The organism is Nocardia sichangensis (assembly GCF_047200615.1).
Classification (GTDB): domain Bacteria; phylum Actinomycetota; class Actinomycetes; order Mycobacteriales; family Mycobacteriaceae; genus Nocardia; species Nocardia sichangensis.
Map to the genome: position 1 here is coordinate 24919 of NZ_JBJZOK010000001.1, position 18399 is coordinate 43317.

The window sequence follows — 18399 nt, forward strand, 5'->3', positions numbered from 1 at the left end:
ACTCCACCCGCCCATCGAGGTCGGCGCCGCCGGACCCAGTAACGTGTGAGCCCATGGCACGCCGATTGGACTACTCCGCCCGCTATCCGCTGCACACCACAAAAGAGCTGTACGCGGCGCTGTCGAACCGCGATTACTGGGACGCGCGGATGGGCGAGATGCGGAAGTACACCCCCGGCAACGAGGTGGTCCGGCTGGAGGCGGGCGACGACGGGATCACGGTCGAGCTGCACCACGTCCTCCCCCGCGACATGCTGCCGGAAATCGCGCAGACGGTGATGCGCAAGGACATGGTGATCACTCGCAAGGAGTTCTACAGCCCGTACGCCGCGGAGGAGACCACCGGCAAGTACTCGGCGTCCATTCCCGCAGGCCCCGGCAGCCTCGGCGGCACCATCCGCCTGTTCCCCACCGACACCGGCTGCACCATGCGCTTCTCGTCGGAGGCGAAAGTTTTCATCCCCATGGTGGGTCCGCGCCTGGAACAGCTGATGCTGGTGAACCTGGTCGACCTGTTCCGCGGCGAGGCCGAGTTCACGGTTCAGTGGCTGGAAGAACAACACCCCACTCGCTGACCAAACCGGTCGGCAATATCACTCGTGGCACCACCGCCGTCAATCGTCTCCGCCGCAGCGACCGCTGGCTGATCAACGACGAATTCGTCGCCGACCGGTTGCGCGGTGCGCCCGATCCGCTGGTCGTCGATCTCGGGTACGGCGCGAGCCCGTGGACCACGTTCGAGCTGGCCGCTAGGCTGCGCACGATCCGCGCCGACGTGCGCGTGGTCGGATTGGAGATCGACCCGCAGCGCGTGGTGGCCGGCCGCGACGGCGTCGCCTTCGCACGGGGCGGATTCGAATTGGCCGGGCTGCGGCCGGTCCTGGTGCGCGCCTTCAACGTCCTGCGGCAGTACCCGGAAGCGGCGGTCGGCGAGGCATGGTCGACGGTGCTGGCCGGGCTGGCGCCGGACGGGGTGCTGGTCGACGGCACCTGCGACGAATTGGGCAGACGCTGCGCATGGATCCTGCTCGACCGGCACGGACCGCGCTCGCTCACGCTGGCCTGGGATCCTTTCACCGTCGAGCGTCCCTCCGACCTCGCCGAACGCTTGCCGAAAGCGTTGATCCACCGCAACGTTCCCGGTGAGCCGATTCACGCGCTGCTGACCGCCGCCGATCGCGCGTGGGCCCACGCCGCGCCGATGGCACCATATGGCCCCCGGGTCCGCTGGCGCGCGGCGGCGCGGGCGCTGCACGCGGAAGGCTTCCCGATCCGCCACTACCGCCGCCGCCTGCGCGACAACGTGCTGTCGGTGCCGTGGTCGGCGGTCGCGCCGCTCGGTACGAGCTAGCGCGGTTTCGTCACGCTACGGCAAGCGCCTGATATACCCGTCGCGCGGCGCGCGGCGACAAGCGCGCACCCGCGTCGGTGATCTCCTCGCCCGCGCACCGGTGGATCGCGACCGCGTCGGCCACCACCTCGTTCAAGGCGGACTGCCCGATATCGGCCTCCGCCAGGTCGAGCACCGTGCGGACCGGCGTCGTCACCAGGAACGCACCCGCCGATTCCACGTCGGCGCCTGCCAGCGTTCGGCGCACGACCACCAGCCGCGGCGTCACCGGCGGACGTCCCGCACGCGCCGACAGGTGCAGGAACCGCGGGCACAGGCTGCCGAGCCCGTGCAACTCCGCCGCACTCTGATGGGAGACGACCGCGGCGCCGTCGAACCAGGCCGCCCACATCGCGTATTCGTCGAGCGGGCCGTCCGGCCACCCGGCCAACCGGAGCATGCCGACTCCGGCCCTCGTCACCGAACCATCACCAAGGGCTGCTCGCACCCGCGCTCCGCACCCGGTGCGCAGCACCTGGCGAGTCGTGAAGAAACCGGCGTGCCGACCGGCCCAGCGGCGCAGAACACGCCATCCTTGTTCCGCGGATCCGATCGCGCGGCTTGCCTCATCGCCGGCCATGGGCATCAGGCTACGCTCGATTTTTGTGCTTCATGTCACATTCGAACCCCTCACGACCTCCTCAGAGACGGCACAGAAAGGTCGGGAAGAATTTTGGCCATGAGTACGAACGCAACCTCGCCCTCGACGATCAACCGGCGGACCCTGCTGATCGCCCTGACCGTGGTAGCGATTCTGCTCGCCACGGTCTTGGTCGGCGGCGAGGCCTACGCCAGGCACACGGTGTCGAACTGCATCAGCTCGCAGTTCGAGAAGGAGATGGGGTCGAAGATCGACGTGAGCTTCGGGCCCAAGCCGATGCTGCTCACCTGGATCGACGGCAAGGTGCCGACGGTCAAGGTGAACAGTGCCGACACCAAGTTCGGTCCCGCCGTCGGGATGGTGGTGCACGCCGTCTTCCGCGACGTCGACGTCGCCGACCAGAACGGCAGCGAGATCGGCAGTTCCTCGGCCGACGTCACCTGGAGCAACGAGGGGATCAAAGAGACCCTCGGCGGCATGGTCAGCGGGGTGAGTTCCTCGGCGAGTACCGGCATGCTCACCCTGTCGGTGCTCGGCGGCTTCGCCGAACTCCAGTTGAAGCCGCAGATCGTGAACGGCATGGTCAAGGTGGAGACGATGTCGGCGGAGTTGCTCGGCATCGGCCTGCCCTCCGACCTGGTGCAGAGCATCGTCGACCTGTTCACCAAGAGCCTGCAGAGCTACCCGCTCGGCATGGCGGCGACCGACCTGAAGGTCACCGACTCCGGCGTCGACGTCCACCTCTCCGGCGGGCGTACCCAGCTCGAGCAGGCGGGCAACGGCTCCGACACGCGCTGCTGAACGCGCACCGCCGCACGGCCTCCGGGCCTTGCGCTTTGACGGTCAGCTCGGGAAACCATCGAGCACTTCACGCGATTTCGACAGCCCGAGCCGGGTCGCGCCCGCCGCGATCAGCTCCGCGGCCGCCTCGGCGGTCCGGATGCCGCCACTGGCCTTGACGCCGAGCCTGTCGCCGACCGTCTCGGCCATCAACCGCACCGCGTGCGCGCTCGCGCCGCCCGCGGGGTGAAATCCCGTGGAGGTCTTCACGAAATCGGCGCCCGCGCGTTCGGCGACCCGGCACACCTGCACGATCGCTTCGTCCGGCAGCGCGGCGGACTCGATGATCACTTTCAACAGCGCCCGATCCCCGATCGCCTCGCGGACCGTGACGATGTCGGACAGCACCGCCGTGTAATCACCCGCGCGAGCCGCGCCGACATCGATGACCATGTCCACCTCGGCGGCGCCCTGATCCACCGCGAGCCGCGCCTCGGCGCCTTTGACCAGCGAATGATGCTTCCCCGAAGGGAATCCGGCGACCGTCGCGACCACCAGTCCCGGCGCGCGCACCGGCAACATGGACGGCGACACACAGATCGCCAGGACGCCAAGCATCCGTGCGTCTTCGATCAACGCGCCGACCTGCGCGGGCGTCGCCTCCGGGGCGAGCAGCGTGTGATCGATCATGGCGGCCACTTCGGCCCTGGTCAGCGACGTGGAACTTGCCATGGGGTGAGAGTCTGGCACACCGGAATCGAATTCCGTTGCGCGCCTGGCGGCAGTTCGCGCACACTCGTAGCTGATGGCGCATCGGACAACGTGACGCCACGGTCGCTGACTAACGTGTGCGGATGGGCCCTACTTCGTTCGGGAGGAGACGACCGTGCTGATCCGTCGCGAACGCGTCGACGACGCCACTGCCATCGCGGCGGTGCATCGCAGCGCATTCGCACCGCGCTATGCCCCCGCCGCCGCGTCCGGTGGCCGCCCCGGCGCCGACCCGCCCGAGGTCGACCTGGTCGCCCAGCTGCGCAGTGACGAGGGTTGGATCCCGACGCTCTCGCTGGTGGCGATCGAGCACGACAGCGTGGTCGGCCACCTGTGCTTGACCAGAGCCGCCGTCGGCCCGTTCCCCGTGCTGGCGCTCGGCCCGATCGGCGTTCTCGCCGACCATCAGGGCGCCGGAGTCGGTTCCGCCCTCATGCACGCGGCGCTCGGCGCCGCGGACGCCCTCGACGAACCACTGATCGGCCTGCTCGGCAGCCTGGAGTTCTACCCGCGCTTCGGTTTCGTCCCCGCCGCCCGCCTCGGCATCACCCCCGACGACCCGTCGTGGATCAGCCACTTCCAGGTCCGCTCCCTCTCGGCCTACGACTCCCAGATCGCCGGCGAATTCCACTACGCCGAACCGTTTTACAACCTCTGAGCACCACCGCTCGACTCGGACGCATACTGCACAGACGACCTGCGCCGCAGCCGACCTGATGCTCAGCTTCCGGCTCACCCTGCGGGCGAACGGTCCCGGCGCGAGTCCCACGGGTCGATGACGGACACCCCGGCTGCTCGGAACGGCGCGGTATCGCGAGTGGCGACGGCCATCCGAGCGGCGCCGGCCGTCGCGGCGATATAGCCGTCGGCAGTCGGCGATCGCACTTGGGGACACCTTGTCGAGCGCTCGGCGAAGGCGCGGCAAATGCCCGGCGGTGCACCTGGGAGGATGAACCCCATGAGTTCCGCTCCACCCGTCTCGGACGAACGCCGCTACGTGCTGACTCTCGGCTGCCCGGATCGGCCGGGCATCATCGCCCGGATCACGTCGTTCATCGCCGAGTTCGGCGGCTCGATCGTGGAGGCGGGGTATCACTCCGACGCGGATACCGGCTGGTTCTTCACGCGTCAGGCGATCAGGGCCGCGACGGTGCCGTTCGGCATCGCGGAGCTGCGTGACCGGTTCGCCGGGGTGGCGGCGGAACTGGGGCCGGAGAGCGAATGGCAACTGCTGGACTCCGGCGCGCGCCGTCGCGCGGTCCTGCTGGTCAGCAAGGACGGCCATTGTCTGCACGATTTGCTCGGACGCGCCGCCAGCGGTGAACTGCCCGCCACCATCGAGGCGGTGATCGGCAACCATCCGGATCTGGCGGCGATGACCGAGGCGCACGGGGTGAAGTTCCATCACGTGCCGTTCCCGAAGGACCCGGCCGAGCGCGGTCCCGCGTTCGAAGAGGTCCGCGCCCTGGTGGACGCGCACGATCCGCACGCGGTGGTGCTGGCGCGGTTCATGCAGGTGCTGCCGGCCGAGTTGTGCGAACACTGGGCGGGCAAGGCGATCAACATCCATCACAGCTTCCTGCCCTCGTTCGTCGGCGCTCGCCCGTACCACCAGGCTTTCGCCCGTGGCGTGAAGCTGATCGGAGCAACCTGCCACTACGTGACCCCGGAACTGGACGCGGGCCCGATCATCGAGCAGGACGTCATCCGCATCGACCACGCGGACGAAGTGCGCGACATGGTCCGCCAAGGTCGCGACATCGAGCGGGTGGTTCTGGCGCGCGGGCTGCGCTGGCATCTGGAGGGCCGCGTCCTGGTGCACGGCCGCCGGACGGTCGTCTTCTCCTGACCGGCGCGAGCGTCTGGGCGCGTCAGCCCGCGAGGTCGGCGCGGCTGGACTTGCGCGTGGCGGCGAGGACGCGCGCGAGTTCCTCGTTGAACCGCACGTAGGCCTCGGCATTGCCGAGATGCCCCGTGGGCAGCACCTGATAGCGCGCGAGACTGCCGGTCTGCCGGAGCATTTCGACGATCCGCTCGGAGTGCACCGGCGGCGTCATGTCGTCGAACTGCCCCGAGATCACCGTCGTGGGGACCACCAGATTCCGGGCCGACTCCCCGACATCCATCGTGGCCAGCAGGAAACCGAACTTGGCGCGCACCCGCGCGGGACACGACCGCACGATGGCCATGCTGAAATCCAACAGCTCGCCTTTGGCCGCGGTGCTGAGGATCTGACGCGCGAACAGCCAGCGCACCGGCGCGATGGGCGGGAAGACCATCGGGGCGCCGAGCCCGAGCCTGCCGAACAGGAACGGCAGCGGCACCTTCAACTGCAGCAGCCGCAGCGGACGGTTCAGCAGCGGCACGACCGTCGTCTCCAGGATCAACCGGTCCGCCGCGGTATTGGTCAGCAGCACCGCGAGCGCCTGATGCGCGACCCGCTCGGGATAGCGTCCCGCCCAGGCCTGCAGTGTCATGCCGCCGAGGCTGTGGCCGACGAGCACGGCCCGCTGCCCGGGCGCGAGCGCGGCGTCGAGCACGGCGGCCAAGTCGTCGGCCAGCAGCTCCATGGTCAGCTCGCTCGACCCGTATTCGCTCTCGCCGTGGCCGCGCTGGTCGTAGGCGATCACCCGATAGTCACCGGCGAACGCGTTGATCTGCGGATTCCAGTATTCGAGGCAGCAGGTCCACCCGTGGACGAGCACGATGGCGGGGGCATCCGACGGGCCGTAGGCGTGTACGCGCAGTCGGACGCCGTCACCGGTCTGGACCGGAATCACCTCGCGAGGCGCGGTCGGCGCGTTGAACGCGGCGGTCTGGTAGGTACGCGACCGCAAGTCGGCGCTGTGCGCGTCGCGCCAGCTCCGGAGCAGGCCCCGGAAGCTCGTCAACGCGGTCGGCAGCATGGCACGCATCGGACACTCCTTTGTGTTACTGCTAGATACAGTAACCCCGATTTGCGCCGCTTGCTAGTGCAAGCACCCTTACCTGTCGGCGAACTCCGCCCTCACCAGCGCGGACCCCGCTGCACCTCGTCCACCTTGGGCCGGACGTCGGCCAAGTAGACGCCCGTGGCGATGATCGCCGCGAAGGAGAGCAGGCCCAGACCCGCGGGGGAGAGCAGGAGCACGAGCACAGCCGCCCCGAGAATCGCCAGCCAGATCGGCTTGGTCAGTTTGTCCACCGCGGTGAACGCGTCCGGACGCTGACGCACGGCGTGGATCAGCGCGAAAATCGTCGCACCGAGCGCCGCCAGCCACAGCACCAGCAGGATCATCCCGGTCAATCCGTGCACCATATTCACCTCACCCATCATAGAAGCAACGCCCTCGCACACCAGGGGTGCGCGAGGGCGTCGAATCGCTTCAGCCGCGGGCCGTTCAGGGCTTCTTGGGAGCGGCCTTCTTGGCCGGAGCCTTCTTGGCCGCGGGGGCCTTCTTGGCCGGAGCCTTCTTGGCCTCACCGTTCACGACCGGAGCCGGGGTGGCCTCGGTGGTCACCTCGACGACCTCGGCCTCGACGACCGGCGCCGGGTCGATCTCTTCGTCGGCCGCGAGCTCGGCCTCCTTCGCCGGGCGGCCGATCAGTCCGTTGACGCGCCCGAGCACGTCCTCGGCGCGGCTGACCGCGTCGCCGTACAGCGTCTCGACCTTGCCGATCCGCTCGTCGACGACCTGGTTGGCGCGCAGCCGCTCGATCGTCTCCTCACCGCGGACGGCGAGGTCGGCGTAGATGTCCAGCGCCTGCCGGTAGTACTTCTCGGCCAGCGCCCGCAGCTCCTCGGCGGTGAACCGCTCGCGCAGTTCGGCGAGGTCGTCCGGCAGCTCCGACGGCAGGCCGGACAGCCGCTCACGCAGCGACTCGAACCGGTCCTGGACGTCGGCGGGAACGTTGGCGAAGCGCTCGCGCGCCTCCTCCACCCGGGCCTGCACCTCGGTGGCGGCCGCACGCTCGCGCACCTGCGCGAAAACGTCGTTGACGGCGGCGTAGAGGGCGTCACCCGCGCCGACGGTGGCGAGCAGGGGCTTGGTGACGGTGGCGTTCTTCTCGGTCATGGTGTTTCGTTCTCCTGGCGTGGCGGAGTTTCGGTTGTCGTGCGCGGAACGTCGCTGTCCCATACGTCCCCCCCTACCTCGTTTCCTCCGTTTTCCCGGCGAAACGATTCATAGATGTCCAGCAGCACCTGCTTCTGCCGCTCACTGATGAACGTGTCGGCGAGCAGTGCGTCCCGGACCGGACTGTGCGGCCGCTGCTCGAGATAGCCAGCCCGTACGTACAAGACCTCCGAGGAGACCCGCAGCGCTTTCGCGATCTGCGTGAGCACTTCGGCGGATGGATTTCGCAGTCCGCGCTCGATCTGGCTGAGATACGGATTGCTCACCCCCGCCAGCTGGGCGAGTTGACGCAACGAGACTTGCGCGGCTTCCCGCTGCGCCCTGATGAAGCCTCCGATGTCGTGCGCCGCACTGACGACGCGACCCCCTCGTTCGCCGATGCCGGACGAATGCTCGTCCGATCTCTCGGTGTACTCGGCGGAAACCTCGGGCTGGTCAGCCATCACTCACCTTCTGGCGGTTGTACGAATTCGATTCTAGGTCAGGGTGCTAGCTATTGCAAGCAGTCTGCTAGCAGCGTTTCGGCAAACGTTCCGCACGCCGCGGATCAACCGCCGAACATCAAGTGGGAAATCGTGTAGATCGTCAGTCCGGCAAGCGAACCGACGACGGTTCCGTTGATGCGGATGAATTGCAGATCCCGGCCGACCTGCAATTCGATCTTCTTGCTGGCTTCCTCGGCATCCCACCGGGCAACCGTGTCGGTGACCAGGGTGCTGATCTCACCGGCATAGTTTTCCACCAAGTAGCGCGCGCCGCGATCGATCCAGTTGTCGACCTTGGCCCGCATGTCCGCGTCGTCGCGCAAGCGCTCGCCGAGCTGCTGCACGTTTTCGGCGACCTTGCGCCGCAGCGTGCTGCTCGGATCGTCGGCGGACTCCAGGATCAGCCGCTTCGCCGCGCGCCAGGTGGCCGACGCGAGTCCGGTGATCTCCTCCCGGCCCATGATCTGCGCCTTGATCCGCTCCGCCTTTTTGATCATGGCGTCATCGAATTGCAGGTCCTCGGCGAATTCCTCCAGGAACCGGTTCGCGGCGAGACGGACCTCGTGCTCCGGATTGGAGCGGACTTTCCAGGTGAACTCGACCAGTTCCCGGTAGATCCGTTCGGAAAGCAAGATGTTGACGAATTTCGGCGCCCACTGCGGCGCGTCCCGCAAGACGATCCGATCGATCGTCTCCTGGGATCCGAGCGCCCACTGGTGCGCGCGCTCGGCGAGCAGATCCAGCAACGCCAACTGCCGGTTGTCGGCGAGCAGTTCCGCCAGCACCCTTCCGATCGGCGGACCCCACAGCGGCTCGGCGATCCGCTTGACGATGGTGTTGTCGATGACCTGCTCCACGTCCTCGTCGCGCAGTACGCCGACGACGGCGCGCAGGATGGTCGAGCTCTCCTGCGCCACGCGCGCGGCATGACCCGGATCGGCCATCCAGCGCCCGACCCGCCAGGAGATCTGCGCCGAGTTCACCTTGGCCGACACCACCTCGGGCGCCAGGAAGTTCGTGCCGACGAACGTACCGAGACTGGCGCCGAGCTGGTCTTTCTTCCGCCGGATGATCGCCGTGTGCGGGATGGGCAGGCCGAGTGGATGACGGAACAGGGCGGTCACCGCGAACCAGTCCGCCAGGGCGCCGACCATGCCCGCCTCCGATGCGGCCCGCAGGTAGCCGACCCAGTCGCCGCCCGCCCCGCGCGATTCGGTCCAGCGGCAGAACAGATAGATCGCGGTGGCCAAGGCGAGCAGCCCGGTGGCGAACGCCTTCATCCGCCAGAGGTCACGACGCTTGGCCGCCTCGTCGAGCACGGCGGCGAAGCCGAGGGGCGCGGCGGCGTCTCCGGCGCGGTCGCCCCGGGCGTTCAGCACCGCGGTGTTGCCGGGAGCTTTCTCCATGCCTCCCATTCTGCTGTGCGCGGCGAAGTGAGCGAGCGGGGTGAGTGCCTGCGCACAAACCGGACGTGCCGGGCGCCGGACACGCCCGGACTGTGGTTCCTACCGCATCCGGGCTCAAAAGCGCATATCACGGGTATCGGGGACCTAAGCTGGTAGCTACCGGAGCACTTACGAACGAGGGAGCCCACGCTGTCCACCGAAGACCTTGTCGATGTCGGCGAGCGACCGTCGGCGGTGCGCGGCGGCCGGATGGACGGCCGCAAGCGCCGGTGGCGGCAACACAAGATCGACCGCAGGGAGGAACTCGTCGACGGCACTCTCGCCGCCGTGCGCGCGCGCGGCAGCAACGCGGGCATGGACGAGATCGCCGCGGAGATCGGCGTCTCCAAGACCGTGCTCTACCGCTACTTCTCCGACAAGAACGACCTCGTCCACGCGACCATGCAGCGGTTCATCGAGACCACGCTGATGCCGCGGGTGTACGGCGCGATCAGCCTGGACGCGGACGAATACCAGCTGGTGCGCTCGGCCCTGGCCGAGTACGTCGGCACGGTCGACGAGGACCCCGAGGTCTACCGCTTCATCATGGGCAACGGCTCGGCCGACCAGTCCTCGCTCGCGGAGTTCGAGAAGCTCTTCGCCGAGGTGGTGTGCGCGGTGATCACCGATCGCGCCAAGGACCGGGGCGTGGCGACCGAGGGCGCCGCGCTGGCGTCGTACGTGCTGGTCGGTGGCATCCAGCTGGCCACGCACTGGTGGACCACCAACAAGTCGCTGTCCCGCGAGGACGTGATCGATTACCTCACCATGCTCGCCTGGAGCGCCATCGAGGGCATGGCCCGCGCGGGCGGTTCGCCCGCCGCGTTCAACGCGCAGCAGCATGTGCTGCCCGCCCCCGAGACGCCGGCGCAAGACTGAATCGAGCCATCGACCCTGGTGCTAGCTGGAGCGCTTGCAAAAGTTCACCAGCACTCTCGACTTTGCCGAATCCTTGGCTAGTCTGAACCCGAGCGGTGCGCCGAGTGCGTTGCGTCACCGCAGGCGCCGTACTCGACGGCGGTCCGTGCGGGTGTCCCGCACGCTGCCGCCCGCGTCCGTCGCTCCGACCGCGGCACCAACGGAGGTACCTCGATGGCGAAGCAAGTACCGACCTCTCGGCTTGCTCGTGGCACGAAGCTGGGCGCGGTGGCAGCCAGTTCGGTGCTTCGCACCCAGCGCGCGCGGTTGACCATGCGGGGCAGATCCGAGGCCGTCCGGGCGAAGATGGCCGAGGAATCGATGATCCGCACCACCGAGCAGGTGGTCACGGTGCTGGGCACCATGAAGGGCGTCGCCATGAAGCTCGGCCAGATGATGTCGGTGCTCGATCTGGATCTGGTGCCAGAGGACCATCGGGAGCGGTTCCAGAAACGCCTGGCCGTGCTGCGCAACGCGGCCCCGACGGTCTCCTTCGCGGCCATGCGCCAGGTGATCGAGGACGATTTCGGAAAGCCGCTCGACGCGGTCTTCGCCGAGTTCGACGCCGAGCCCGTCGCCGCCGCCTCGATCGGCCAGGTGTACCGGGCGCGACTACACGACGGCCGCCAGGTCGCGGTGAAGGTGCAGTATCCGGGCATCGATGCCGCGGTGCGCGCGGATCTGAAGAATCTCGCGATGTTCCGGCGCGTGCTCCAGTCCGCGATGCCGTGGGTGACGCCCGCGGTGCTGGACGAGCTGCGGCTGAACATGGAGGCCGAGCTGGACTACCGGGCCGAAGCGGCCACCCAGTTGCAGATCGCCGAGTTGTACGCCGGGCATCCGTTCGTCATCGTCCCGCGCTCGCTGCCGGAGTTCTCCACCACGCGGGTGCTGGTCACCGAATACGTGGAGGGCAAGGGCTTCGAAGAGATCCGGCAGCTGCCCCAAGCGGAGCGCAACCGGATCGGCGAGATCATCTACCGGTTCTACGTGGGATCGCTGTTCACCTTCAACGAATTCTGCGGCGACCCGCATCCGGGCAACGTGCTGCTGGCCGACGACGGCCGGGTCGGCTTCCTGGATTTCGGATTGTTCAACCGCATGGACGCCGAGCACGTGCAATTCGAGCTGGTCTGTCTGCGTGCCGCGGCGGAAGATCGCGCGGAAGACCTGCGCGAGTTGATGATCCAACGCGGCGTCATCGATTCGCCGCAGGAGATCGGCGCCGAGGAGTGCCTGGAATACGTACTGGCCGCCTCGGAATGGTGTCTGATCGACGAGGAACTGACCATCACTCCCGAGCTCGCCAGCGGCGCCTTCCTGCTCGCGGTAGATCCGAGGGCCAGCGAGTTCACCGGTATGAAGCAGCAGAATCTGCCGCCGGAGCACCTCTTCTCCCGCCGCGCCGACTTCCTGACCTTCGGCATGCTCGGTCACCTCGGCTGCACCGCGAACTGGCATCGCATCTCCAGGGAATGGCTCTACGACGAACCACCGGTCACCGAGCTCGGCCGGGCCCATCACGCCTGGCTCGCCGACCGCCCGCGCGCCGCGCCGCAACGGCCGCGCAAGAAGACCACCAAGTAGCCGCCGAACGGCGGCACGACCGCAGAACGGAAGACCATGGCAGACACACGGGAATTCGACCTAGTGCTCTTCGGCGCGACGGGTTTCGTCGGCAAGCTGACCGCGGAATATCTCACCGAGGCCGCGCCGGAATCCGCGCGAATCGCGCTGGCGGGACGATCGCTGGACAAGTTGACCGCCGTACGCGACGACCTCGGACCGACGGCCGCGAACTGGGGTCTGGTGGTGGCCGACTCGACAGACCAGAGCTCGCTCGACGAGCTGGCGGCGCGCACCAAGGTCGTGGTCACCACCGTCGGCCCGTACCTGCGCTACGGGATGCCGCTGGTAGCGGCGTGCGCGAAGGCGGGCACCCATTACGCCGACCTCACCGGCGAGCCGCTGTTCATCCGCGACGCCATCGACAACTATCACGAACAGGCCGTCGCCACGGGCGCGAAGATCGTGAATTCCTGCGGCTACGACTCGATTCCGTCCGATCTGAGCGTATATCAGCTCTACCGCCGCACGGTCGAGGACAACACCGGTGAGCTCGTCGACGTCACGCTGGTGGCTTCGCTCAAGGGCGGCGTCAGCGGCGGCACCATCGATTCCGGCCGCGCGATGATGGAGGCGATCGCCGCCGACCCGGCCAAGGGCAAGGTGATGTCGCACCCGTACTCGCTGAGCCCGGACAGGTCGATGGATCCCGACGTCGGCCGCCAGTCCGATCAGGCGCTGTCGCGGGCGAGCGCGATCGACCCCAGCCTGGACGGGTGGGTCAGCACGTTCGTCATGGCCGCGCACAACACCAAGATCGTGCGCCGCAGCAACGGCCTGCTCGGCTGGGTGTACGGCAAGAACTTCCGCTACCGCGAAGTGATGAGCGCGGGGAAGTCCCGGGTGGCGCCGCTGGTAGCGGCGGGCATGGCGGGCGGCATCGTGGCGGGCATGACCGCGGGGGCGCTGTTGTCGCGGGCATCGGCGGGTCGCAAGCTGCTCGATCGCGTGCTGCCCAAGCCGGGCACCGGACCGAGCGAGCAGGCCCGCAAGAGCGGCTGGTTCAGCATGAAGACGTTCGCGCACACCACCTCGGGCGCGAAGTACGTGGCCACCTTCTCCGGCACCGGCGACCCGGGATACCAGGCCACCGCCGTACTGCTCGGCGAGAGCGGTCTGTGCCTGGCGTTCGACACGGAGAAGCAACCCGAGCTCGCGGGCATTCTCACCCCGGCCGCGGCGATGGGCGACGCCCTCACCGAGCGACTGCGCGCGGCGGGCATGACGATCACCGTCGACCGCGCCTGAGGGACGCGCTCCGGTGAATCTCGCACGCAAGACGATGAATGCCCCCGCGCTCGCCGCGGTGTACGAACGCGCCTGGCGGCCGGCGCTGTTCTATCTCGCCAGTGGGCGGACGACCGCGTCCGACCGCCGCGACGCGGTCACCGCCCTGCGGCTCGGCGGCGCGCAGAAGGTGCTCGACATCGCCTGCGGACCGGGCAATTTCACCAGATACCTGAGTGAGGCGCTGTCCGGCGAGGGCTATGCGATCGGCGTGGACTACTCGGAGCCGATGCTGGCGCGCGCCGTCGCGGACAACGCCGGACCGCGCGTCGGGTATCTGCGCGGCGACGCGCGCAGGCTCCCGTTCGCGGACGGAACCTTCGACGCGGTCTGCTGTTTCGGCGCGCTCTACCTCATTCCGGACCCACTCGTCGCCGCTCGCGAGATGATTCGCGTTCTCGCTCCCGGTGGCCGGATCGCCATCACCACCAGCCACCGGGCGGCCAACCCCATCGGTGAGATGAGCCGCGTGGTCGGCGGTTTGAGCGGGCTGCGGGTGTTCGGCGCCCGGACCTTTCCCGCCCTGTTCGCCGAGGAGGGTTTGGTGGAGATCGACCAGCGGGTCCATCGCCTGCTCCAGTACGTCAGCGCGACGAAGCCCGCGCACTAGACCTCCGCGGTGACGGCCCGGATCAGGAACTCGAGCTTATCCACGGTCCGATCGAGCGGAAGGGTGCTGCGCTCCACCCGGCACATCGCCACCGTGCCCTCGACCGCGGCGACGATCAGGGTGGCGGTCCGCTCGGCGTCGGCCTCGCTCGCGCCGTGGTCGCGCAACGACCGCGTCAGCAGGCCGGTCCAGTTCTCGAACGCGGCCGCGGCGGCCCGCTGCGGCTCGTCGTCGTCCCCCGGGCCCTCGATCGCGACCGCGAGCACCGGGCAGCCGGCCTGGAAATCATTGTCCACCAGAACCTTCCGCCACATGTCGACGAACGACCGCAATCCCGCGACCGGCCCGGCGGGCAGCCCTTGCGCGAGTTTGCGGGCGGCCAGCGCATCGGCGAAGCGCACGGCTTCGGCCGCCAGCTGCGCTTTGCCGCCGGGGAAGTAGTGGTAGGTGGATCCCAGCGGAGCCTGGGCGTGCTTGGCCAGTTCCCGCACGCTGGTCGCGTTCAGACCGCGGCGGCGGATCATGTCGGCCGCGCCTGCCACCATTCGATCCCGCGCCTGCGGCGTTTCGGCCACCTTTCTCCTCCCATGTTCATGACGACTGTCATAGCCTATCGCGCGCAGGCGTGCGCGCGGCCGTGCGCGGTGGAACGTGACCCGCCGCGCGCGGTCAGCCGATGTCCTGCAATACCCGGCGCTGCGGGTCACCGGTATCGCAGCCGGTTCCGACGACCAATGCGGTGACGGCGGGCGGGTGCGGGCCATTGAGCAGGATGAGCACCGCGTCGCCGCCCTGGAACGCGATGTCGGCCGAGCCGAGGACGGTGCGGTCGAGCCCGTTCGCGTGGACACAGCGTTGCAGCGCTTCGGGGTCGGCGAGGGAGCCGCTGACGGTGTGGCGGCCCAGCGCGCCGAAGGCCATGGTGGCGGTGACTTCGTCATTTCCGATGGCGGGTCGCGCGGTGGGGGCTGGGCAGTCACGGCCGTCCATCGTCGAGATGGCCGAGCCGGCTGCGGCAAGGGCGACGATCGCCGCGGCTGCCGCGGCGAACCAGCGCGCCCTGGCGCGGCGATGCTCGTCGACAGCGACCGAAGGAGCCGCGCCGCGTTGGGAATATCCGATATCGAGCCGGGCCTCGCCCGTCCGCCCGCGCGCGATCGCGTGGACCGTGGTGTCCTGGGGTGATCGGAGCGCTTCGATGAATTCGGTCAGCCGGGCGGTGACGTCCTCGGGCATGGAGTGGATGACGCGTTCCTCCCGGCTCAGTGCACCCAATTCCGCGCTGATCTCATCCAGCCCGCGCAGATACCGCACCGCCTGCGGATCACGCGAGACGATCGGCCACAACTGCTCGCGCTGCGCGGCCGTCACATTGCCGGCATGCAGATCGGCCAGCAACCCCGGCGGGAACGGAGGCTGCGGCACCGTCCGGGTCGCCATCGCACCTCCGTTGTTAGCGTCCGACATCGCACCGATCCCCTCACCCCCAGGCCCGCCTGTGCATCGTTCAAAAGGTCGTCACTGTTATTGGACGCATCCCGACTGCTCTCGGTTCCCCGGATCGCCGAGAAAATCCAATTGCATTTTCAACCACTGCCGCGTATGAACGCACCGTCTTCGATCGTCCCATCGGGCACGGCGAGCAACCGCCCGCAAGCCGCTGTAAACAGCTCGGGGACAACGGATCTGTCACGCTCCCGGCGGATGCCAGCTAGCCTCACTCCACAAGATCGCGTATTCCAGCCAGAGGACCCCGCCATGAACAGTCCCCTACCCACGCCCGCGTCCACCCGAGGAGAGGCCACCGGGGATCTGCTCGCGGGAAGGACCGCCGTTGTCACCGGGGCGAGCCGTGGCATCGGCCTGGCGATCGCGATCAGGTTCGCGTCGGAGGGGGCGAACGTCGCGATGATCGCCCGCACCCAGGAGCCGCACCCCAAGCTGCCCGGCACCATCCACACGGCCGCCGCGGAGGCGGAGGCCGCGGGTGGCGCGGTACTGCCGCTGGTGGCGGATGTCCGCGACGACAAGGCGATGGCGGAGGCGGTCGATCGGATCGCCGAGCGCTTCGGCGGCATCGACATCCTGGTCAACAACGCGGGTTCGGTCGATCTCACCGGCGCCGAGCAGATCGGCATGCAGCGCTACGACCACATGCAAGCCGTCAATCTCCGCGCGCCGTTCCTGCTGTCCAAGCTGGCGCTGCCGCATCTGCGCGCCTCGGCGACGGCCGGGCGGAATCCACATATCCTCACCCTCTCTCCGCCGCTCAACATGAACCCCGAGCACGTGGGCAACGGCGTGGCCTACACCGTCTCCAAATACGGTGTCAGCATCGCCACCGTCGGTCTGGCACACGAGTTCCTGCCCTACGGCATCGCCGTGAACTCCCTGTGGCCGCGCACGAAGATCGACACCGCCGCGGTTCGCAATCTGCTCGGCGGCGCGGAAGCCGTCGCCGCGTCCCGCAACCCGTTCATCTGCGCGGACGCCGCTTTGCTGATCGTGACCAGCCCCGCCGCGACCTACACCGGCCGGCTCCTCCTCGACGAGGATGTCCTCGCTTCCCATGGCCGCACCGACCTGGACCACTACCGAGTCGTACCGGGCTCCGGCGCGCTCGCCAACGACCTTTTCATCGACGCGTAGAACACAACCGCGGAGATAGCCGAAGCACGCACCCGCACTGACTTTTCGGCCTCGAGATCAGCTTGTTCCGCAGGCGTCGGCAGGAACCGCCGCGACCACGGTGCGCGTAAGGCGATCCGCCGCGGTGGTGGCTCGCCGATGTCACGGCGCGGACGGGGCGGTCCCGAGATCGACCATGCGGTGCAGGATCGCGGGCGCCAAGGCCAATTCGAATTCGGTTCCGCTGCTTTCGAACACGAAGGCCAGGAAGTCGTCGCGCGGTACCGGGGCCAAGCGGACCGAGCACTGCTCCCCCACGACCACCCAGCCGCCGACGGTCAACTGATCGGACATCGCCCCTCCCACCCTTCGATACTTCCGACAAGTGGACTATGCCAGTTGCGGCACAGGGGTGTCAACGGCGGAAATCGGTCGCTGACCTGGCCGGATACTCGTGCTCCATGATCGGGCGGCCGGGCGGGTGGACGCTCTGGCGGTACTCCAGCGCGACGCCTCGGACGTCCAGACCGATGCGGTGCACGACCAGCACCGCCGCCGGATGCGGGAGCGCGAGACGGCGGCGTTCGTCATCCGTGGCCAGCCGGGCGCCGACGCTCTCACGCACGACTGCGGCGGCGCGGCCGATCACGGCCTCCAGATACCGCACGACTCCGCCCGGCACGGGCACCGTCCCGTGCACCAGCGTGGCGGCCGCGGCGAATTCACCGGGATACCAGCATGCGACCAGCCGAACTGCCCCGGAGCCGTTCTCGTACAACAGCTTCACACTGATCACCGGACTCGCCGTTGGGAGACCGAGCGATTCGGTGACCTCCTGCGGTCCTTCCACCATTTCAGCTCCCAGCACGGTCACCGAATCGGGCTGGGACGCGGACGGTCCGTATCGGGGCGCGCTCTCGCGCATCAGCGCCGAGCGTTCGGCCACGTAGGTGCCCGACCCACGACGTGACGTGACGAATCCCTGCTGCCGCAGCGTGTTCAGCGCCTTGGCGGCGGTGGGCCGGGCGACCTTCCAGCGGACGGCGAGTTCGCGCTCGGACGGCACCTCGGCGCCGGGAGCCAACTCCCCGCGCTCGATCAGATCCCGCAGATGCCCCGAGATCTGCAGATACTTCGGGACTACGCCATCGATTCCGGCCACCGGTCGCCTTCCCCGCACCGCCCCTCGGACCGCTGGTCAGTGTAACAACGGCGGAGACGGGCGCAGAGGCCTTCACACAAGCCCGTACCGAGGCGGTCCGCCGCGCTGAACCGCCCGGTAAAGTGCGAATCCAGTACAGCGCGGTACGAACAGGACCGAGCGGAAGGGGGCTTCCACGTGGCGGTACCCGATACCGGACAGGGGACGGCGCGCGAGCTGTACGCGGCGGCCATCGGCGCGGGCGGGAGCGAAAGGTTCGAGCTGGACACGGCGGTCGCGGAGAATCTCGCCGCCGCGTGCGACCAACTGGTCGACGATCTGGGCCGCGCGATGGCGGGCGAACACCTCGTCACCGAGGTGACCGGCTTCCCCGATCTGCCGACCGGGCACGGCCTCACCCGCGGGTTCTCCGCCAAGGGAAGGCAATACCTGGACACCCTGGCCGCGTTCCAGGAAACGGCGCTGCTGTTCAAGGCCGCGTATCTCGCCGCGGCCAATCGGCTGGCCGACGCCGAGGCGGCGAATCAGGCCGCACTGCGGCTGGTCGCCGACTATCTGGAGCCCCGTTGAGCGCGCACCCG

The 18399-nt window shown here is 68.5% G+C and carries 23 protein-coding genes; 11 read left to right on the plus strand and 12 right to left on the minus strand.

The features are described 5' to 3' along the window. Positions 1 to 53: 53 nt before the first annotated feature. On the plus strand, positions 54 to 575 hold the full coding sequence (locus tag ACL03I_RS00135; RefSeq protein ID WP_355071895.1) for a DUF2505 domain-containing protein: 522 nt from the start codon (positions 54 to 56) through the stop codon (positions 573 to 575). Next, entirely contained in the window at positions 545 to 1351 is an 807-nt protein-coding gene (locus ACL03I_RS00140; protein WP_412804835.1) for a class I SAM-dependent methyltransferase, read from the plus strand. The genes ACL03I_RS00135 and ACL03I_RS00140 overlap by 31 nt, the downstream gene beginning before the upstream one ends. Before the next feature lie 10 nt (positions 1352 to 1361). Here the strand turns inward: ACL03I_RS00140 and ACL03I_RS00145 are convergent, their stop codons facing one another. Next, the gene (locus tag ACL03I_RS00145) at positions 1362 to 1970 is read right to left on the minus strand and encodes a hypothetical protein (RefSeq protein WP_355071891.1); all 609 of its coding nucleotides are present in this window, start codon (positions 1968 to 1970) and stop codon (positions 1362 to 1364) included. A gap of 99 nt (positions 1971 to 2069) precedes the next feature. Between ACL03I_RS00145 and ACL03I_RS00150 the strand changes: the two genes are divergently transcribed. Then, positions 2070 to 2792, plus strand: a complete 723-nt coding sequence (locus ACL03I_RS00150) for an LmeA family phospholipid-binding protein (protein WP_355071890.1) — start codon at positions 2070 to 2072, stop codon at positions 2790 to 2792. A 42-nt stretch (positions 2793 to 2834) separates the two neighbouring features. Here the strand turns inward: ACL03I_RS00150 and deoC are convergent, their stop codons facing one another. Continuing rightward, positions 2835 to 3503 (minus strand): deoxyribose-phosphate aldolase, encoded by a 669-nt coding sequence (deoC, locus tag ACL03I_RS00155; RefSeq protein WP_412804836.1) that lies wholly within the window; start codon positions 3501 to 3503, stop codon positions 2835 to 2837. 154 nt (positions 3504 to 3657) lie between these two features. Here deoC and ACL03I_RS00160 point away from each other — a divergent pair, with 154 nt between their 5' ends. After that, on the plus strand, positions 3658 to 4200 hold the full coding sequence (locus ACL03I_RS00160) for a GNAT family N-acetyltransferase (protein ID WP_355071887.1): 543 nt from the start codon (positions 3658 to 3660) through the stop codon (positions 4198 to 4200). A gap of 74 nt (positions 4201 to 4274) precedes the next feature. On the opposite strand, the gene ACL03I_RS00165 is transcribed toward ACL03I_RS00160, so the two are convergent. Continuing rightward, on the minus strand, positions 4275 to 4427 hold the full coding sequence (locus ACL03I_RS00165; protein WP_412804837.1) for a PIN domain-containing protein: 153 nt from the start codon (positions 4425 to 4427) through the stop codon (positions 4275 to 4277). Positions 4428 to 4500: 73 nt separating this feature from the next. Here ACL03I_RS00165 and purU point away from each other — a divergent pair, with 73 nt between their 5' ends. Beyond that, the gene (purU, locus tag ACL03I_RS00170; RefSeq protein ID WP_355071886.1) at positions 4501 to 5391 is read left to right on the plus strand and encodes a formyltetrahydrofolate deformylase; all 891 of its coding nucleotides are present in this window, start codon (positions 4501 to 4503) and stop codon (positions 5389 to 5391) included. 22 nt (positions 5392 to 5413) lie between these two features. On the opposite strand, the gene ACL03I_RS00175 is transcribed toward purU, so the two are convergent. From ACL03I_RS00175 to ACL03I_RS00195, 5 genes are all read right to left on the minus strand, one after another. Beyond that, positions 5414 to 6457 (minus strand): alpha/beta fold hydrolase, encoded by a 1044-nt coding sequence (locus ACL03I_RS00175; protein ID WP_412804838.1) that lies wholly within the window; start codon positions 6455 to 6457, stop codon positions 5414 to 5416. Positions 6458 to 6549: 92 nt separating this feature from the next. Beyond that, a complete protein-coding gene (locus ACL03I_RS00180; RefSeq protein ID WP_040870424.1) occupies positions 6550 to 6840 on the minus strand; it encodes a DUF2516 family protein in 291 nt (96 codons plus the stop codon). An 82-nt stretch (positions 6841 to 6922) separates the two neighbouring features. After that, the gene (locus ACL03I_RS00185; protein ID WP_355071883.1) at positions 6923 to 7597 is read right to left on the minus strand and encodes a heparin-binding hemagglutinin; all 675 of its coding nucleotides are present in this window, start codon (positions 7595 to 7597) and stop codon (positions 6923 to 6925) included. Beyond that, entirely contained in the window at positions 7594 to 8100 is a 507-nt protein-coding gene (locus ACL03I_RS00190) for a helix-turn-helix domain-containing protein (protein WP_355071881.1), read from the minus strand. Before ACL03I_RS00190 ends, ACL03I_RS00185 begins: the two co-directional genes overlap by 4 nt. A 104-nt stretch (positions 8101 to 8204) precedes the next feature. Then, positions 8205 to 9548, minus strand: a complete 1344-nt coding sequence (locus tag ACL03I_RS00195) for a DUF445 domain-containing protein (RefSeq protein ID WP_355071879.1) — start codon at positions 9546 to 9548, stop codon at positions 8205 to 8207. 249 nt (positions 9549 to 9797) lie between these two features. Between ACL03I_RS00195 and ACL03I_RS00200 the strand changes: the two genes are divergently transcribed. From ACL03I_RS00200 to ACL03I_RS00215, 4 genes are all read left to right on the plus strand, one after another. Next, positions 9798 to 10466, plus strand: coding sequence for a TetR/AcrR family transcriptional regulator (locus tag ACL03I_RS00200; RefSeq protein ID WP_355071877.1), 669 nt, complete (start codon positions 9798 to 9800; stop codon positions 10464 to 10466). A gap of 213 nt (positions 10467 to 10679) precedes the next feature. Then, positions 10680 to 12092: an ABC1 kinase family protein gene (locus tag ACL03I_RS00205; RefSeq protein ID WP_355071875.1), complete on the plus strand. Its 1413-nt coding sequence runs from the start codon at positions 10680 to 10682 to the stop codon at positions 12090 to 12092. Positions 12093 to 12128: 36 nt separating this feature from the next. Then, positions 12129 to 13379: a saccharopine dehydrogenase family protein gene (locus ACL03I_RS00210; RefSeq protein WP_355071874.1), complete on the plus strand. Its 1251-nt coding sequence runs from the start codon at positions 12129 to 12131 to the stop codon at positions 13377 to 13379. A gap of 13 nt (positions 13380 to 13392) precedes the next feature. After that, positions 13393 to 14028, plus strand: a complete 636-nt coding sequence (locus tag ACL03I_RS00215) for a class I SAM-dependent methyltransferase (protein ID WP_364424360.1) — start codon at positions 13393 to 13395, stop codon at positions 14026 to 14028. On the opposite strand, the gene ACL03I_RS00220 is transcribed toward ACL03I_RS00215, so the two are convergent. Further along, positions 14025 to 14573, minus strand: a complete 549-nt coding sequence (locus tag ACL03I_RS00220) for a TetR/AcrR family transcriptional regulator (protein ID WP_412805060.1) — start codon at positions 14571 to 14573, stop codon at positions 14025 to 14027. The two genes, ACL03I_RS00215 and ACL03I_RS00220, sit on opposite strands and share 4 nt — an antisense overlap. A gap of 124 nt (positions 14574 to 14697) precedes the next feature. After that, positions 14698 to 15468 carry a hypothetical protein gene (locus ACL03I_RS00225; RefSeq protein WP_412804839.1) on the minus strand — a complete coding sequence of 257 codons (771 nt, stop codon included), beginning with the start codon at positions 15466 to 15468 and terminating at the stop codon, positions 14698 to 14700. A 318-nt stretch (positions 15469 to 15786) separates the two neighbouring features. Between ACL03I_RS00225 and ACL03I_RS00230 the strand changes: the two genes are divergently transcribed. After that, positions 15787 to 16677 (plus strand): SDR family oxidoreductase, encoded by an 891-nt coding sequence (locus ACL03I_RS00230; RefSeq protein ID WP_412804840.1) that lies wholly within the window; start codon positions 15787 to 15789, stop codon positions 16675 to 16677. A gap of 141 nt (positions 16678 to 16818) precedes the next feature. On the opposite strand, the gene ACL03I_RS00235 is transcribed toward ACL03I_RS00230, so the two are convergent. Both ACL03I_RS00235 and ACL03I_RS00240 read right to left on the minus strand, forming a co-directional pair. Further along, complete coding sequence (locus ACL03I_RS00235) at positions 16819 to 17010, minus strand: hypothetical protein (RefSeq protein ID WP_356962625.1); 192 nt, start codon at positions 17008 to 17010, stop codon at positions 16819 to 16821. A 61-nt stretch (positions 17011 to 17071) separates the two neighbouring features. After that, on the minus strand, positions 17072 to 17818 hold the full coding sequence (locus ACL03I_RS00240; protein ID WP_355071865.1) for a GntR family transcriptional regulator: 747 nt from the start codon (positions 17816 to 17818) through the stop codon (positions 17072 to 17074). Between the two features lie 177 nt (positions 17819 to 17995). On the opposite strand from ACL03I_RS00240, the gene ACL03I_RS00245 reads away from it, so the two are divergent. Beyond that, positions 17996 to 18388, plus strand: a complete 393-nt coding sequence (locus ACL03I_RS00245; protein ID WP_355071864.1) for a hypothetical protein — start codon at positions 17996 to 17998, stop codon at positions 18386 to 18388. Positions 18389 to 18399: the final 11 nt, after the last annotated feature.

Excerpts from the sequence above, each read along its gene's own strand:
- ACL03I_RS00200 (WP_355071877.1), top strand. The coding sequence starts at position 9,798 with ATGGACGGCCGCAAGCGCCGGTGGCGGCAACACAAGATCGACCGCAGG.
- ACL03I_RS00195 (WP_355071879.1), bottom strand. The coding sequence starts at position 9,548 with ATGGAGAAAGCTCCCGGCAACACCGCGGTGCTGAACGCCCGGGGCGAC.
- ACL03I_RS00220 (WP_412805060.1), bottom strand. The coding sequence starts at position 14,573 with ATGGTGGCAGGCGCGGCCGACATGATCCGCCGCCGCGGTCTGAACGCG.
- ACL03I_RS00230 (WP_412804840.1), top strand. The coding sequence starts at position 15,787 with ATGAACAGTCCCCTACCCACGCCCGCGTCCACCCGAGGAGAGGCCACC.
- ACL03I_RS00225 (WP_412804839.1), bottom strand. The coding sequence starts at position 15,468 with ATGGCGACCCGGACGGTGCCGCAGCCTCCGTTCCCGCCGGGGTTGCTG.
- deoC (WP_412804836.1), bottom strand. The coding sequence starts at position 3,503 with ATGGCAAGTTCCACGTCGCTGACCAGGGCCGAAGTGGCCGCCATGATC.
- ACL03I_RS00180 (WP_040870424.1), bottom strand. The coding sequence starts at position 6,840 with ATGGTGCACGGATTGACCGGGATGATCCTGCTGGTGCTGTGGCTGGCG.
- ACL03I_RS00150 (WP_355071890.1), top strand. The coding sequence starts at position 2,070 with ATGAGTACGAACGCAACCTCGCCCTCGACGATCAACCGGCGGACCCTG.
- ACL03I_RS00135 (WP_355071895.1), top strand. The coding sequence starts at position 54 with ATGGCACGCCGATTGGACTACTCCGCCCGCTATCCGCTGCACACCACA.
- ACL03I_RS00185 (WP_355071883.1), bottom strand. The coding sequence starts at position 7,597 with ATGACCGAGAAGAACGCCACCGTCACCAAGCCCCTGCTCGCCACCGTC.
- ACL03I_RS00205 (WP_355071875.1), top strand. The coding sequence starts at position 10,680 with ATGGCGAAGCAAGTACCGACCTCTCGGCTTGCTCGTGGCACGAAGCTG.
- ACL03I_RS00175 (WP_412804838.1), bottom strand. The coding sequence starts at position 6,457 with ATGCGTGCCATGCTGCCGACCGCGTTGACGAGCTTCCGGGGCCTGCTC.
- ACL03I_RS00210 (WP_355071874.1), top strand. The coding sequence starts at position 12,129 with ATGGCAGACACACGGGAATTCGACCTAGTGCTCTTCGGCGCGACGGGT.
- ACL03I_RS00235 (WP_356962625.1), bottom strand. The coding sequence starts at position 17,010 with ATGTCCGATCAGTTGACCGTCGGCGGCTGGGTGGTCGTGGGGGAGCAG.
- ACL03I_RS00145 (WP_355071891.1), bottom strand. The coding sequence starts at position 1,970 with ATGGCCGGCGATGAGGCAAGCCGCGCGATCGGATCCGCGGAACAAGGA.
- ACL03I_RS00190 (WP_355071881.1), bottom strand. The coding sequence starts at position 8,100 with ATGGCTGACCAGCCCGAGGTTTCCGCCGAGTACACCGAGAGATCGGAC.
- purU (WP_355071886.1), top strand. The coding sequence starts at position 4,501 with ATGAGTTCCGCTCCACCCGTCTCGGACGAACGCCGCTACGTGCTGACT.